Genomic DNA, 15,283 nt, shown 5'->3' with positions numbered 1-15,283 from the left:
ACGAGGTTCCACTCACATGGATTACGCAACCAGCGAGCAACCCTCGGGCGTCTGCTGATTCTGGTTCTGCTGGGTGGCCGGGATGGTGTACTGGCCGCCTTCGAGGGCGAGCTCGATGCCGGAGTCGGTGACGGTCAGCGACGTCGGAGCCATGTCCAGCGGGTAGGTCTGCAGGCTGTCGGTGAGCACGCCGACGACGGAATCGACCAGATCGGTGGGGATTCCCAGGCCCAGAATCGACGCGTCGACGGTCTGGACGTCGACCTTGCCGCCCGTGACCTGCGGCTTGACGGTCAGCTTCGCGAGCGCGCCGACGGCGAACTCCAAGGTGCCCGCGGATGCATCGGACGTGACTCCCGAGACGATGGCACCGATGCCTTGGCTCTGCAGGGTGCGGGTGATGCCGTCGGTGGACCAGGAGATGTCGGCATTCGAGCTCCCGATGGTGCCGCCGGAGTCGGCGCTCTGGGTCAGGTCGAGATCGTTCGCCTCGGCGTGCACGACCATGCCCTCGGCCGGGCCGAACCGAGCGTCGTCGCTGTCGACGGTCACCGACGAGACCTTCTTGTCGACCAAGGACAGCAAGACCGGCTTGAAGCCGAGCCCCACCTCCACCTGGCTGCCGAGCTCGGACTCGAGCTGGCCGGCGAGGCAGGATTTGATCTGCTGCCGAACGAACAGTTCTCCGCCGATGACGGCGACGAGGAGGACGACAACGACGGAGACTGCGATCAGCGGTACTGTGCTGCGCCTGGCTGAGGATGTCATTCCCGGCAGTCTTCCCGATGTTTCTGAGCAAGCTCTGTGAAACTCGCCGAGTCCGGGGATTCGATTCGAAAGTTTGTGATGTGTAACACATCCTGACGTACTCTTGCTTCATGAGCACGATAGGACCGAGTGTGCAGGAGCTGCACTCGCTCGCTACCCGGCAGGACGGCTACTTCACCGCCGAACAGGCCGGTGAACTCGGCTTCGATTCGGCGATGGTGCGCGTCAACGTGGCCACGTCCACGTGGACTCGCGTCGAGCGCAACCTGTTTCGGCTCGGACAGTGGCCGCACAGCGAACTCGAAGTGTTCGCCATGTGGTGCGCGTGGTTCGGCGGCGAGGCAGTGATCTCGCACCAGAGCGCCGCCGAATTGCACGGCTTCGGACACCTGCACCCGCAGTTCGTGCACCTCTGCGCGTTCGGCGATCTGCGACTCACCGACACTCGCCTGGCAGTGCACCGACTGCGGCTCGAACCGCGTGACGTCGAATCGGCCGGCACGTTCAACATCACCACTCCCGTGCGCACCGTCCTCGACCTCGCTGCGGGTGGCATCTCGCAGATCACCCTCGACGAGGTGGTGGGCGACGCCGTGGCCATCGGTCGCGTCGACCCGCAGGCGCTGTACTCCGAGGCCAGCGGCAGCACCGATCGAGTGGCCGAACGCGTCGAACTGGCGCTGTCCGCCTGTACGTGATCGCTAGCCCGCGTGCACGATCCGGGTGCGGGTGACGACGAAGCCTGCGCGCTCGAAGGCTGCCCGCATGGGTGCGTTCGCTGCATCGGTGGTTCCGACTATGCGGTGTTGCCCGTCGTCGTGGTGTATCCGGACCATCTCGGACAGTAGATCGTCGACGTAGCCCTGACCACGATGCTCGGGGAGCACCCCGAGATAGCTGATGGCCGCGTCGTAGGCATTTCTGGTCGGGACGACGAAGCCGACCGTGGTGCCGTCGAGTCGGCCGGCGATCTGCCAGGACTCCCGCCGCCCCGGTAGCGAACCGTAGAAGGCGAGATCGTCGGCGGCGAGTGCGGCGACGCCGTGCTCGGCAACCATCTCTCGAGTATGGGAGTCGAGGCTCCCGTCTGCGACGGCCTCGAACACCTCGAGGAACTCTGCATCGGTGCCCGCCGAGAAGTGCAGTCGGGTCGACGTCTCGGGCCGCGGGGCGTCAGCTGTCCGGGCGAACGAGACGCGTTCGGTCGTGCGGGTGAATCCGCCTCCGTACGCAGCCGACGCGCGCCATGCCAACGCCCTCGACAGGGAACTATCCTTCGAGCTCCCTACCGGCACATCGACATTGAACTCGAGTGCGGTACTGCGATCGAACGCCGCACGGGCGGCACCGACCAGGGCAGCGCCGACGTCGTCCGGTCGCTCCTCGTCCGGGGCGACCGACAAGCAGTCGAGCGTGACCGGGCTGGTTGCGTCGGAACGGCCCCACCACACCGCGCGCCCGACCGGACGGCCGGCGCGTTCGGCGAGCCATGTCCATTCGAACCGGTAATTGCCCGATGCCATGTCCTCGTGGAGGCGAGCTGAATCGACCCACTCGACTGGTTCCGCAGTGCGCCACTGCTCGAGGACCTCGAGGTCGCCGGGCTCGCAGGGCCTCACCGTGAGAGGGCCAGGTGTGTTCATGCGGATCTCCTTCGCAGCAGGATCGGTCACCTCGGGGCGACCGTCGGCCAGGGCACCGTGAGCACGTTGTCTCGCATGCGGCGGCGGGGGAGTGTTACCGGGAGTCCTTGCTCTGCAAGCACTTTCAATGCCGCCCGCCAACGCAGTCGGGGTCCGAAGGGTGCCAGTGGTGCCGAGACCGACCACGCGCGGTCGGCGCGGCGGAGCACATCGTGGATCAACTCGCCCTCGATGTTGCGGTGTATCAACACTTTCGGAAGCCGCTCCGCGATGTCCGACGGCATCTCGACATCGAACGGGTCCCAGGCCAGAGTCAGGGATCGCGGCCCATCGGCGTCGAGCAGTACCCATGCGCAGCGCCGACCGAGTTCGTCGCAGGTGCCGTCGACCAACAGGCCGCCGGGTGCCAGGCCCGACAGAATGCGATGCCAGGCACCGGGAACCGCGTCCTCGGGATATTGCCGCAGCACGTTGAAGGCCCGCACCAGATTCGGTCGCAGTCCGGCCAACTCGAAACCGCCCCGGGCGAATTCGACGCCGCCGCTTCCTTCGACCACCCGCGCGGGATCGATTTCGAGGCCGGTGACGCGGAGATCGGGCCGAATCGTGCGGAGGCGTCCGGCGAGTTCGAGGGTCGTGTTCGGCATGGCCCCGTAGCCGAGGTCGACGACGAGGGGATCCGGTGACCCGAGCAGGACGCGTCGCACATCGGGATCGTGCATCAACCACCGGTCGCTGCGGCGCAACCGGTTGATGCCGGTGGTGCCGCGAGTGATGACGCCTTCAGCAGGAGTGGAGCCTGCGGAACGACCCAGATGAGGAGTGGAGGCTGCGGAACGACCCAGATGAGGAGTGGAGCCTGCGGAACGACCCCTGTGAGGAGGCTTCAGTGGGCTAGGCGTTCTTCTCGAGCCAGGTGGCGGTCACTTCGCCCTCGCCGCGCCACAGGTCGATGAGGTTGACGAGCATCAGCTGTTCGAGTTTGCCGCCGATGAACGGCAGGAACACCTTGGCTTCGGAGGACGTGCGCAGCGTCGAGCCACCGTTGGTGGGGAACAGTGAGGTGGTGCCCTTCAGTGAGCCGGGTCCGGCCGGAATCGACGCGTCGTAGTGCCCCGCAGTGGTTTCCCCGTACGCGTCGAAATGCACGTTGCGGGTGATGACCATGTCTTTCTTCATCACAGTCTGTGCGATGTCGGGCAGTTCGGTACGGGGGATGACGTGGTGCATCACGATGTCGATTCCGGCGTCGGACACCTCGAAGCTCTTCAGCTCGTTCTCCGAATACTTACGCATCTCCTCGATGCGCGCGTCCCAGTGATCGCGACTGGACAGCGCTGCATAGACCTGCTGCGTCGAGTGGGTGAACCGGGCAGAGTAGTTCATTCGGCGAGCCATAGTGCGCCAGGTTACCCAGGAGTGGAGCCTGCGGAACGACCAGGTTGGGTCCGCAGGAGCGGAGCCTGCGGAGCGACCCGGTTAGCTGTTCGTGTTCGCGGCGATCCAGTTACCGGTGAAGTCCTGCTCGTTGTCGATGAGGGCGAGGACCTGCTCGCTGATCATCGCTTCGATCTTCCCGCCGAAGATGGGGACCTTGACCTCGGTGGTGCCGGCCAGAGCGACGGTGGTCGTCTCGCCCTTACCGTCGAGGGTGGTGGTGCCGGTGATGCGCGCGGGTGCTCCTTCGACGGTGGCTCCGAAGGTGCCCGCGGCGTGGGTGCCGTCGAACCGTCCCCAGCTCTCGGTGCGTTCGATGATGAGGTCGCCCTTCTTGAAGGCGGTCACCGCGGACGGCAACTCCTCTTCGGGGACCGACTGGGTCATGACGACGTCGATGGTGCCGTCGCCGACGGTGACGCTCTTCAAGCTGGCACCGGGGCCGCCGATCTGCTCGATGCGGTCCTTCCAGTACTGCTCGGACGTCAGCGCTGCGTGGACCTTGTCGGCGGAGGCGGGCACAGTCGAACTGTGCTCAATAGGGCGAGGCATCCCCGCAGGTTACCGGGTGACCGAGGACGTTCGTGCGCGACCGGTAGCGTGAGAGTTCGTGCCTACTGCAATTTCCGAACTCACCACCATCCGGGTGGGCGGACCAGCCCGTGAATTCACTGTCGCGACGAACGCTGACGAACTGGTGTCACTCGTGCGCGACGCGGACCAGGCGGGAACAGACGTGCTGGTCGTCGGCGGGGGATCGAACCTGGTCGTGGGCGACGACGGGTTCGACGGCCGGGTGGTTCGGGTGACCGGCTCGCGGTTGGAGATCGACGGCGAACGGGTGACCGTCGACGCCGGTGTCGAGTGGGACGCCGTCGTGCAGGCGACGATCGATGCGGGTCTGTCCGGGATGGAGGCACTTTCGGGGATTCCTGGAACGACCGGCGCGACGCCGATTCAGAACGTCGGGGCCTACGGTGCGTCGACGTCCGAACTGTTGCACAGCCTCACCGTCTACGACCGGCAGACGCAGGAGACGTCGGTGTGGACGCCGGAGCAGTGCGGATTCGGAACGCATCGGACGTCGGTGTTCAAGCGATCGTCGCGCTACGTGATTCTGGATGTGACGTTCGCACTGAAGAAGACGACCGAGTCGCTGCCGGTGCGGTACGCGGCGTTGTCGGAGCGGCTCGACGTGCAGATCGGAGATGTCGTACCGGTGCCGGACGTGCGCGCGGCCGTGCTGGCTCTGCGCGGCGAACGCGGCATGGTGCTCGACGCAGCAGACCACGACACGTGGAGCGTCGGATCGTTCTTCCTCAACCCGGTATTGCCGGAGGTGCCCGAGCAGGCTGCCCACGCGCCGAACTTCCCCGACCCCGCAGGTACCAAGATTCCGGCGGCCTGGCTGATCCAGAACTCGGGCTTTCCCCGCGGGTACGGCACCGACTTCGGCCGGGGTACGGCCGCGCTGTCGACGAAACACGTGCTGGCCATCACCAACCGGGGCGGGGCCACCGCGTCGGACATCATGGCTCTTGCCGCGCACGTCCGAGACGGTGTGCAGGAGAAGTTCGGGGTCACGCTGACCCCCGAGTGTGACCTCGTCAACTGCGCGCTGGGTTAGAGCCGCCGGAAACGGCGCATACGATGGAGCTTTGCAAGTGAAAGCTCGTAGGAGGTAAATCAGTGCAGGTCACCAGCGTGGGACATGCGGGATTCCATATTCGGACCGACGCCGGGAGCATCCTGTGCGATCCGTGGGTGAACCCGTCCTTCTACGCGTCGTGGTTCCCTTTCCCCGACAACTCGGGCCTGGACTGGGACGAGTTGGGTGATTGCGATTACCTCTACGTCTCGCACCTGCACAAGGATCACTTCGATCCCCGCAACCTGGCCGAACACGTCAACAAGGACGCGACGGTGTTGCTGCCGGACTACCCGGTGCTCGATCTCAAGCACGAGCTGGAGAAGCTCGGCTTCCACAAGTTCTACGAGACCACCGACTCGGTCAAGCACACGCTGACCGGGCCCAAGGGTGATCTCGACATCATGATCATCGCGCTCCGCGCACCCGCCGACGGCCCGATCGGCGACTCCGGCCTGGTGGTGTCCGATGGGAAGACCGTCGCGTTCAACATGAACGACGCGCGGCCGGTGGACCTGGACATGATGACCGAGCAGTTCGGTGCTGTCGACGTCCACATGCTGCAGTATTCGGGCGCGATCTGGTACCCGATGGTCTACGACATGGTCTCGCGCGCGAAGCGGAACTTCGGCATCCAGAAGCGTCAGCGCCAGATGGATCGTGCGCGCCAGTACATCGAGCAGGTCGGCTCCACCTGGGTCATTCCGTCGGCGGGCCCGCCGTGTTTCCTCGATGACGAACTGCGCTCGCTCAACGACGTCTACGGCGACCCGGCCAACGTGTTCCCCGACCAGATGGTGTTTCTCGAGCAGATGCGACTGCACGGCCACGACAAGGGTCTGCTGATGATTCCGGGCACGACGGCCACGTTCGAGGGCTCGGACCTGAAGTCTCACGAGCATCCCATTCCGACGGCCGATGCCGAAGCCATCTTCACCACCGGCAAAGCCGACTACATCGAGGCCTACGCCCAGCGTCAGGCATCGGTCATTGCGGCCGAGAAAGCCGGCTGGGCACCGGCCGAGGGCGAGCCGCTCCTCGAGCCGCTGCGCGGACTGTTCGAGCCGATCATGGCGCAGACGGATCTGATCTGTGATGGCATCGGGTACCCCGTCGGGATCACGATGGGCGACGAGACGGTTGTGCTGGACTTCCCGAAAAGGATTGTCCGAGAACCTATCTCGAACGAGAAGTTCCGTTACAGCTTCACGATTCCGCCGGAACTCGTCCGCACCGCGGTGCGCGATCAGGAGCCGGACTGGGTCAACTCGATCTTCCTGTCCACCCGCTTCCGGGCCCGACGCGTCGGCGGGTACAACGAGTTCCTGTACACGTTCTTCAAGTGCCTCACCGACGAACGCATCGCCTACGCCGACGGCTGGTTCTCCGAAGCACACGACGACACCGCCACCATCACGATGGGCGGCTACGAGATCCAGCGTCGCTGCCCGCACCTGAAGGCGGACCTGACGAAGTTCGGCATCGTCGAGGGCAACAAGCTCACCTGCAACCTGCACGGCTGGGACTGGAACCTGGACTCGGGTCGGTGCCTGACGTCGAAGGGGCACGAGCTGCGCTCGCGGAAGCTCTGATCGGTTCGTGACGGTTCCCTGTGAGACTGCCCCCAAAAACGGTGGGAAATGTGGGGTGGTCCGCAGACGCAGGTACGTTGGACAACGTGCATGAGCAGGTAGAACAGACAAAACGGACGCGGGCGGTGTGGTTGATCACCGTGCTCGTCGCATTGGTTGCGCTAGTAGCCGGGTGCACCGTCGGATCGGGCGACAAGAGCCCGGGTGCTTCGGCACCGACGACCGAGGCAGCGCCCGTCGCGCAGATCACGCAGAACCCAGCCGAAGGTGCCACCGACGTCAGCCCGGTAGCTCCGATTTCGGTGTCGGTGAAGAACGGAACACTCACCCAGGTCGAGTTGACCAACCCGGACGGCAAGGTCGTTCAGGGCGCGTTGGCACCCGACAAGGCGTCCTACGCCGTCACCGAGCCCCTCGGGTACGGGGTGAAGTACACGTGGTCGGGTTCCGCCGTCGGCGCGGACAACAAGACCGTGCCGATCGACGGTAGCTTCACCACCGTCGAACCGGACAGCCGCACCTCGGTGAGCACCAACATCGGCGACGGCCAGGAAGTCGGCATCGCAGCGCCGATCATCCTGCAGTTCGACTCGACGATCGAGGACAAGGCTGCCGTCGAGAAGGCGTTGACGGTGACCACGAACCCGCCGACGCCCGGTGCATGGGCATGGTTCCCGGACGACAACGGCTCACGCATTCACTGGCGTCCCACCAACTACTGGGCTCCCGGCACGACCGTCTCGGTGAACGCCAAGCTCTACGGCGTGAACTACGGCGACGGTGCCTACGGGGCCGACGACGTCACCCTGAACTTCAGCATCGGACGCAGCCAGGTCGTCGTCGCCGACGCCACCAGCCACCGCATGCAGGTGGTCCGCGACGGGACCACGATCATGGACATTCCCGTCAGCTACGGCGAAGGCAACGAGGACCGCAACGTCACCCGCAGCGGCATCCACGTCGTCACCGAGAAGCACGAGGACTTCCTGATGTCGAACCCGCCGTTCTACGAGAACGTGCGTGAGCGCTGGGCGGTGCGCATCTCCAACAACGGCGAGTTCATTCACGCCAACCCGCTGACCACCGGCGTGCAGGGCGCATCGAACGTCACCAACGGATGTATCAACCTCTCGACCGAGGACGCGCAGCAGTACTTCGGCACCGCGATGTACGGCGATCCGGTGGAGGTCACCGGCACCCGCATCGACCTCTCCGCGGCGGACGGTGACCTGTACGACTGGGCCATCGACTGGCCGACCTGGGAGTCGATGTCGGCTCTTCCTGCCGGTGGGGCACCAGCAACGACGACACCCGCAACGACGGCACCCGCGACGACAACGGCACCCGCGCCCGCTGGGTGAGTGCCTACGGCAGTGGCGTGGTTATGTACCCCAGGGGGCACATAACCACGCCACTGTCCATTGGGTCGTTCCGCAGGCTCCACTCCTGGCTATCTGGTCGTTCCGCCGGCTCCACTCCTGGCGCGCAGCGCACTACTACTTGCGGGAGAAGCGCCCCGGACCGGCCTGATCGCGTGGCTTGATGATGATCTGGTCCAGGTTGACGTGGGACGGGCGCGAGGCCACGAAGCCGATCACCTCCGCGATGTCGCTCGCGACCAACGGCGTGATGCCCTGGTAGACCGCGTCGGCCTTGGCTGCGTCACCGTCGAAGCGGACGAGTGAGAACTCGGTTTCCACGGCACCGGGCGCGACCTCGGTCAACCGCACGGGCTTGCCGAGGAGTTCTCCGCGCAGCGTCCGATGCAGTACGGCCTGAGCATGTTTGGCGGAGGTGTAGCCCGAGCCGTTGTCGTAGGCCTCGAATGCCGCGACGGAGGTGATGGTGACGATCAGGCCGTCTCCGGAATCGATCAGCTTGGGCAGCAACGCTTTCGTGACGCGGAGCGTGCCGAGAACGTTGGTCTCCCACATCCAGCGCCAGTCGTCGAGGTCGGCGTCGATCACCGGGGCCAATCCCTTTGCACCACCGGCATTGTTGATCAGAACGTCGACGCGGGGGATCACCGCAGCGAAGGCCGCAACCGAATCCTCGTCCGTCACATCGAGTTCCAGGGCCGTGCCGCCGATCTCCGACGCCAACTCCTCGAGCCGGTCGAGCCTGCGTGCGCCGATCACCACGTGGAATCCGTCGGCGGCGAGTTGGCGAGCAGTGGCCGCGCCGATGCCGGAACTCGCTCCGGTGACGACGGCGATGCGGGTATCGGGTGCGATGTGTTCGGGCGAGGTCATGGGGAAATTCTAGTTCGGGAGAAACAACACTTCTGGACGGGCCCGATTGGACATCCGGACTTCGAGTGCTAATTTTGGACTCATGTCCGCCAGCGAGACCACCGCGATGCGGGTCACCTATGTGACCGCGTCCCTCGGGTCTCGCCTCCCGCTTCCTCGGGAACTGTGTTGTCTCGGCCAAGGAACCTGTCTCTAGCCCTTTCGCGCTACGGACAGTCGATTCGCGTGACGTGGACCTCTGGGGTCCGCCTCACCCCTTGACCTGCATCACTTCGCTCTTTCGTCGACGTTGCACACGAGACGAAGGATTCCACTGCTGAGGAACAAGACGGATGTCCGTATCCACGCTGCACCACCACTCTCGCCCCACCGCGCTGCGCTCGCCGGCGCGGTCCACCTCCCACACCCCGCCGCGATCGCGGGTCCAGCTCGTTGCGCCCGATCTGCGGATTGCCGACAGTCCCGCGGCGTCGGTACTGCGGGTCGCGTGCGTCGAGGGTCCGATCTCGCGCGACAGTGCCGCTCGCACAACGGGTTTGAGCATAGCCACGGTCAATCGTCAGGTGTCTGCTCTGCTCGGCGTCGGATTGCTGCGCGAGCGCGCGGACCTCACGGCCGCCGGTGCGATCGGACGCCCCCGGGTACCGTTCGAGGTCAATCACGAGCCGTTCTCGACCATCGGGATCCATATCGGTGCCGTCGTCACCGGAATCATCGTCAGTGATCCACGCGGAAAGATCCTTGGGGCTGTCGAGATTCCCACGCCGAGCGGGTCCGCCGATGCGGCGCTCGCCTCGATCACCCGCAGCGCCGGGGCCTTCGCCGGCAGATGGCATCGGCGCACCCCACTGTGGGTGGGGGTTGCCCTCGGCGGCCGTGTCGACACGACGACCGGCACCGTCGACCATCCGCGTCTGGGCTGGGAGAACGCCCAGGTGGCGGGCGTCATCGGCGGTGGGTTGGGGCTACCGATCTCGGTTTCCGGGCACGTCGAAGCGATGGCGGCGTCGGAACTTCTGCTCGCGCCCCGCGTATCCGACGCCGCTACTCCGCCGAGCAGCACCGGCACCTCGCTCTACTTCTATGCCCGCGAAAGCGCAGGTATGGCGCTGACGATCGACGGCCGCGTGCACACTCCGTCCAGTGGACCCGGGTCGATCGCTCACCTGCCCACCGGCTCGTCGGTGCTGTGCAGCTGCGGCAACCGGGGATGCCTCGAAGCGGCCGTCAGCGATCGCGCGATCGTGACCGCAGCGATCGACCGCAAAATTTTCGCGAGCGTAGCCCGCGGAGCGACCCATACGACTGCCCCGCAACCCCGGCCGACTATCTCCGCCGTGTACCGAGCCGCAACCGACGGCTCGGAGGCGGCCCGAGAATTGCTCGTCGAACGGGCCGTCACGTTGGGTCGAACGGTTGCCCTGCTACGCGACATGTTCAATCCGGATCGGGTGGTACTCGGTGGCCAGGCGTTCACGGCGTATCCCGCCGGGATTCCGCACGTGGGGGAGGCCTTCGCCGCCAATTCGACGTTGCCGCGCAGGGACATTCGGGTCACCGGTTTCGGCGACAGGGTGCAGGAGTTCGCCGCGACGGTGGTCTCGCTCAGTTCCCTGTACTCGGATCCACTGGCCTCGATGCGCCGAGCAGCCGCGTAAGTTGACCCCACATGAGCACCCCTGCAGCAGGACCGGTTCGGCAGGCCACCGGCATCGACGGAGCGAACATCGTCTACCGCGTCACCGGTGATCCGGCGGCGAGACCGCTGGTTCTGCTGCACGGGTGGGCGCAGAGTTCGGCGTGTTGGGGCGACGGGCTGCTGGCCGATCTGTCCTCGCGCTATCGCGTCGTTGCCGTCGACCTGCGTGGTCACGGTTACTCCGATGCCCCCGCGACCGGATACGACGACTCGAAGATCTGGGCCGGGGACGTGGCCGCGGTGCTGGACGCCGAGAACATCACGGCAGGCGCAGTGCTGCTGGGGTGGTCGTACGGCGGGCTGGTGATCTGCGACTATCTCGCGACCCACGGCTCGGACGCGATCGCGGGCATCGTGCTCGTCGGCGCGATCACGAGTATCGGCAGAGGCGAGGCAGGCGGACGGGTGGGCACGGCCATGCGGGCAGCGATCCCCGGGGCGATGGCCGAAGAACCGCGTGTCGCGATCAAGGCGCTGGGTGGTTTCGGCAACGCGTTGACGGGCCCCGTCGAGGGAAAGGGCACCGAAGCGCAGGCGCTGTTCGGGTTGACCCTGTCCACCCGACCGCGGGTTCGCGCGGCGTTGTTCGATCGCACCGTCGGCCACGACGAGCTGCTGCGCAACCTCGATATCCCTGCCTTCGTGCTGCACGGAATCGACGACACCGTCGTCGATGTCTCGGCCGGTCGGCACGCCGCGGACCTGATTCCCGGAGCCGGCGCGTCGTACTGGGACGGCGTCGACCACGGCCCGTTCGTCGCCGATCCAGAGCGCTTTCTCGGCGAGGTGAGCGAATTCGTCGACGGTCTGGACGGGTGAGCAAAAGCGCAGGCCGTGCGAAGTGGCAGACGTGGCGACGTAATGTGGAGGCGTGCACGCTGAAGAAGTGACTGGACGCCGGCTGAACAGGGTCGCTGTGTTGTCCTTGCATACCTCCCCGCTGGCGCAGCCCGGAACGGGCGATGCCGGGGGAATGAACGTCTACGTACTGCAGAGCGCCAAGCAGTTGGCCGAACGCGGCGTCGAGGTCGAGATATTCACCCGCGCGACGTCGTCGAGCGACGCGCCGGTCGTCGAGGCCGCTCCCGGGGTGCTGGTACGCAACATCGTCGCGGGGCCGTTCGAGGGTCTGGACAAACACGACCTGCCCACTCAACTGTGTGCTTTCGCGGCCGGGGTGCTCCGCGAGGAAGCTCGGCACGAGCCCGGCTACTACGACCTGGTTCATTCGCATTACTGGCTGTCGGGTCAGGTGGGGTGGTTGGCGCGTGACCGCTGGGGAGTGCCGTTGGTGCACACAGCGCACACCCTCGCAGCCGTCAAGAACGCGTCCCTGGCTCAGGGCGACGCACCCGAGCCCGCGGCCCGCCAGATCGGTGAGCAGCAGGTGGTCGCCGAGGCCGATCGATTGATCGCCAACACCACCGAGGAAGCGAAATCGCTCGTCGAGATCTACGGGGCTCGGCAGGAGTCGATCGACGTGGTTGCCCCGGGAGCCGATCTGGCGCAATACAACCCGGGAGACAAGCGGGCCGCACGTGCCGCGCTCGGACTCTCGCAGGACGAGGCCGTCGTCGCGTTCGTCGGGCGGATCCAACCTCTCAAGGCCCCCGACGTTCTGGTCGCAGCGGCTGCCGAAGTGCTGCAACGTCATCCGAGCATGCCGCTGCGGATTCTGATCGTGGGCGGCCCGTCCGGCAGCGGGTTGGATCGACCCGACAGTCTGATCGATCTGGCCGATACGCTCGGGATCACCCCGCACGTGACGTTCCTGCCGCCGCAGCCGTCCGCTCGTCTGGCGCAGGTGTATCGAGCCGCCGACCTCGTAGCAGTGCCGAGCTACAACGAATCGTTCGGTCTGGTGGCGATCGAAGCCCAGGCCTGTGGAACACCGGTTCTCGCAGCCGATGTCGGCGGGCTCGGCGTCGCGGTGCGATCGGGTGAAACCGGGCGACTGGTGCAGGGACACCGCATCACGGACTGGGCCGACGCATTGGCGTCGATGCTCGGCGACCGAGCGGCGTTGTCCGAGATGGCAATTGCCGCACCGCTTCATGCGCGTAACTTCTCGTGGGAACACACCGCGGACGGCCTGATCGAGAGCTACCGGCAGGCCCGATACCACTTCGATCGGGGCGAGGCACCGAGTGAATTCTCGCCGCGTCGAGTCCGAGGATTGTCGAAATTGCGCAGATCGGGAGCAGTGACTGCATGAGCGAAACCGCCGAACTGATCGATCGGGTCCTGAAGGATCGCGAACTGGACTACACGCGGCGCGGCGAGGTGTTCACCGTCGAACTGCCCGGGGAACGCAAACTGAAGACGACGACGATGGTGACCGTCGGACACCACGGGGTGCGCATCGAGGCATTCGTGTGCCGCAAGCCCGACGAGAACTTCGAGGGCGTCTACAAATACCTGCTGCGTCGCAACCGTCGGTTGTACGGAGTGCACTACACGATCGACAAGGTCGGTGACATCTACCTGGTGGGCCGAATGTCGTTGCGCGCCGTCGACGGTGACGAACTCGATCGGATCTTCGGTCAGACCCTCGAGGCCGCCGACGGCGACTTCAACGTGTTGCTCGAACTGGGTTTCGCCGAGTCGATCAAGCGCGAATGGGCCTGGCGTGTCTCGCGGGGTGAATCGCTCGCGAATCTGAAGGCGTTCGAGCACCTGGTGGCCAATGGCAGCAGCGACAAGCCGGAACATCCGTAACTCGCCGGAAACGGCTGGGTATTGCCCTCGGTAACGTCAGGTTCCTAGCCTGAGGTCATGACCAGGCCCGAGGACTCTCGCCCGCCGCTGCTGCAGATGTTCGGTTACGGCATGCAGCACATCTTGTCGATGTTCGGCGGTGTCATCGCCGTCCCGATCATCGTCGGCGGTGCTGCGGGCCTGTCCGGGGCCGATCAAGCGCTGCTCATCTCGTGCGCGCTGTTCGTCAGCGGCGTCGCGACCGTGCTGCAGACCGTCGGAGTTCCGTTCTTCGGCTCGCAACTGCCGCTGGTGCAAGGCATCTCGTTTGCATCGGTGTCGACGGTGCTGACCATCATCGGCAACGCGGAGGACGGTAGAACCGGACTGCGCACGGTGCTCGGAGCAGTTCTGGTCGCCGCGCTGATCGGTTTGGCGATCGCCCCGTTCTTCTCGAAGATCGTCCGCTTCTTCCCGCCCCTGGTGACCGGAAGCATCATCACCGTGATCGGGCTGTCGCTGATGCCGGTGGCCGCGCGCTGGATCACCGGCCAGGAAATGGTGGGCGGTGCGCCGAATCCCGATTACCTGCACCCCGGCAACATCGGACTGGCGATGTTCACCCTGCTCGCAATATTGGTGATGACCAAGATCAAGCTGCTCTCGCGGATGTCCATCCTGCTCGGGCTCGTCGTCGGGACGATCGCAGCATTGATCCTGGGCAAGACGGATTTCGGCGGTGTCGGGGACGCTGCGGTGGTCGCGGTGCCCACCCCCTTCGCTTTCGGCTCGCCGATCTTCGCCGTCGGCGCGATCGTGTCGATGACGATCGTGATCCTGGTGGTGATGGTCGAGACCACGGCCGACATCCTGGCTGTGGGAGAGGTCGTCGGAACCGACGTCGACTCCAGACGTGTCGGCGACGGTTTGCGCGCAGACATGGTCTCCTCGGCCGTCGCCCCTATCTTCAACACGTTCCCGGCCACGGCGTTCGCGCAGAACGTGGGATTGGTTGCGATGACCGGTATCAAGAGCCGCTTCGTCGTCGCCCTGGGCGGCGGCGTGCTTGCGTTGCTGGGGCTTTCGCCGATTCTCGCGGCGGTGGTCGGCGTGGTCCCGCTGCCCGTGCTCGGCGGTGCCGGAATCGCGTTGTTCGGAACCGTCGCCGCCAGTGGAATCCGCACCCTCGGCAAGGTGAACTACGACAACAACGCGAACGTCGTCATCGTGGCGGTGACCTTGGCTTTCGGCCTCATTCCTGTTGTTGCGAGCGACTTCTGGGACGAGTTCCCGGACTGGTTCGTCACGGTGTTCCATTCCGGAATCAGTGCCGCAAGCATTGTCGCAGTGGTGCTCAACGTATTCTTCAACGTATTCAAGCCCGGTACGCCGTCGAATCCATCGGTGGTCGCTGCGGGCCCGGCAGTGATGGTGCGCGAGGACGAAGCACGGGTACTCGGCAAAGGCGGAACCTTGCCCGGCAAGGTCGCGCCCGAGTCCGATACCTGAGTGAAATCCTGCGCACCCAGGTTCGCGCGAGTACCGTC

At 65.5% G+C, this 15,283-nt stretch carries 15 protein-coding genes; 9 read left to right on the top strand and 6 right to left on the bottom strand.

Going from position 1 to position 15,283, the window contains the following annotated elements; all coding sequences use genetic code 11:
• Window positions 1-21 precede the first annotated feature (21 nt).
• Complete coding sequence (locus E4P29_RS01725; protein WP_209205265.1) at window positions 22-768, bottom strand: DUF2993 domain-containing protein; 747 nt, start codon at window positions 766-768, stop codon at window positions 22-24.
• Window positions 769-878: 110 nt separating this feature from the next.
• Here E4P29_RS01725 and E4P29_RS01720 point away from each other — a divergent pair, with 110 nt between their 5' ends.
• On the top strand, window positions 879-1,466 hold the full coding sequence (locus E4P29_RS01720) for a type IV toxin-antitoxin system AbiEi family antitoxin (protein ID WP_135041365.1): 588 nt from the start codon (window positions 879-881) through the stop codon (window positions 1,464-1,466).
• Window positions 1,467-1,469: 3 nt separating this feature from the next.
• On the opposite strand, the gene E4P29_RS01715 is transcribed toward E4P29_RS01720, so the two are convergent.
• The 4 genes from E4P29_RS01715 to E4P29_RS01700 form a co-directional block, all read right to left on the bottom strand.
• Complete coding sequence (locus tag E4P29_RS01715) at window positions 1,470-2,411, bottom strand: GNAT family N-acetyltransferase (RefSeq protein WP_135041363.1); 942 nt, start codon at window positions 2,409-2,411, stop codon at window positions 1,470-1,472.
• A gap of 26 nt (window positions 2,412-2,437) precedes the next feature.
• Window positions 2,438-3,133, bottom strand: coding sequence for a class I SAM-dependent methyltransferase (locus E4P29_RS01710; protein WP_135041361.1), 696 nt, complete (start codon window positions 3,131-3,133; stop codon window positions 2,438-2,440).
• Between the two features lie 172 nt (window positions 3,134-3,305).
• Entirely contained in the window at window positions 3,306-3,809 is a 504-nt protein-coding gene (locus tag E4P29_RS01705; protein WP_032372341.1) for a DUF2505 domain-containing protein, read from the bottom strand.
• Between the two features lie 81 nt (window positions 3,810-3,890).
• Window positions 3,891-4,400: a DUF2505 domain-containing protein gene (locus E4P29_RS01700; RefSeq protein WP_135041359.1), complete on the bottom strand. Its 510-nt coding sequence runs from the start codon at window positions 4,398-4,400 to the stop codon at window positions 3,891-3,893.
• A gap of 58 nt (window positions 4,401-4,458) precedes the next feature.
• Here E4P29_RS01700 and E4P29_RS01695 point away from each other — a divergent pair, with 58 nt between their 5' ends.
• From E4P29_RS01695 to E4P29_RS01685, 3 genes are all read left to right on the top strand, one after another.
• On the top strand, window positions 4,459-5,475 hold the full coding sequence (locus E4P29_RS01695) for a UDP-N-acetylmuramate dehydrogenase (protein WP_135041357.1): 1,017 nt from the start codon (window positions 4,459-4,461) through the stop codon (window positions 5,473-5,475).
• Window positions 5,476-5,537: 62 nt separating this feature from the next.
• Window positions 5,538-7,088, top strand: coding sequence for an MBL fold metallo-hydrolase (locus tag E4P29_RS01690; RefSeq protein ID WP_135041355.1), 1,551 nt, complete (start codon window positions 5,538-5,540; stop codon window positions 7,086-7,088).
• 86 nt (window positions 7,089-7,174) lie between these two features.
• Window positions 7,175-8,449, top strand: a complete 1,275-nt coding sequence (locus E4P29_RS01685; protein ID WP_209205264.1) for an Ig-like domain-containing protein — start codon at window positions 7,175-7,177, stop codon at window positions 8,447-8,449.
• 135 nt (window positions 8,450-8,584) lie between these two features.
• On the opposite strand, the gene E4P29_RS01680 is transcribed toward E4P29_RS01685, so the two are convergent.
• On the bottom strand, window positions 8,585-9,340 hold the full coding sequence (locus E4P29_RS01680) for an SDR family oxidoreductase (protein ID WP_135041353.1): 756 nt from the start codon (window positions 9,338-9,340) through the stop codon (window positions 8,585-8,587).
• 332 nt (window positions 9,341-9,672) lie between these two features.
• Here E4P29_RS01680 and E4P29_RS01675 point away from each other — a divergent pair, with 332 nt between their 5' ends.
• The 5 genes from E4P29_RS01675 (at window position 9,673) to E4P29_RS01655 (ending at window position 15,245) form a co-directional block, all read left to right on the top strand.
• Window positions 9,673-10,998, top strand: coding sequence for an ROK family protein (locus E4P29_RS01675; protein ID WP_135041351.1), 1,326 nt, complete (start codon window positions 9,673-9,675; stop codon window positions 10,996-10,998).
• Between the two features lie 11 nt (window positions 10,999-11,009).
• Window positions 11,010-11,858, top strand: a complete 849-nt coding sequence (locus tag E4P29_RS01670) for an alpha/beta hydrolase (protein ID WP_135041349.1) — start codon at window positions 11,010-11,012, stop codon at window positions 11,856-11,858.
• Window positions 11,859-11,925: 67 nt separating this feature from the next.
• Window positions 11,926-13,254 carry a D-inositol-3-phosphate glycosyltransferase gene (gene mshA, locus E4P29_RS01665; protein ID WP_167735352.1) on the top strand — a complete coding sequence of 443 codons (1,329 nt, stop codon included), beginning with the start codon at window positions 11,926-11,928 and terminating at the stop codon, window positions 13,252-13,254.
• Window positions 13,251-13,757, top strand: a complete 507-nt coding sequence (locus tag E4P29_RS01660) for a YbjN domain-containing protein (protein ID WP_135041347.1) — start codon at window positions 13,251-13,253, stop codon at window positions 13,755-13,757. The genes mshA and E4P29_RS01660 overlap by 4 nt, the downstream gene beginning before the upstream one ends.
• Before the next feature lie 57 nt (window positions 13,758-13,814).
• Window positions 13,815-15,245 (top strand): nucleobase:cation symporter-2 family protein, encoded by a 1,431-nt coding sequence (locus tag E4P29_RS01655; RefSeq protein ID WP_135041345.1) that lies wholly within the window; start codon window positions 13,815-13,817, stop codon window positions 15,243-15,245.
• The last annotated feature ends 38 nt before the right edge of the window (window positions 15,246-15,283 follow it).

Origin of the sequence: Rhodococcus sp. 1R11 (assembly GCF_004563845.1) — a bacterium.
Classification (GTDB): Bacteria; Actinomycetota; Actinomycetes; order Mycobacteriales; family Mycobacteriaceae; genus Rhodococcoides.
Note: the sequence above shows the minus strand (reverse complement) of the source record. Positions and strands in the feature narration are given on the sequence as shown.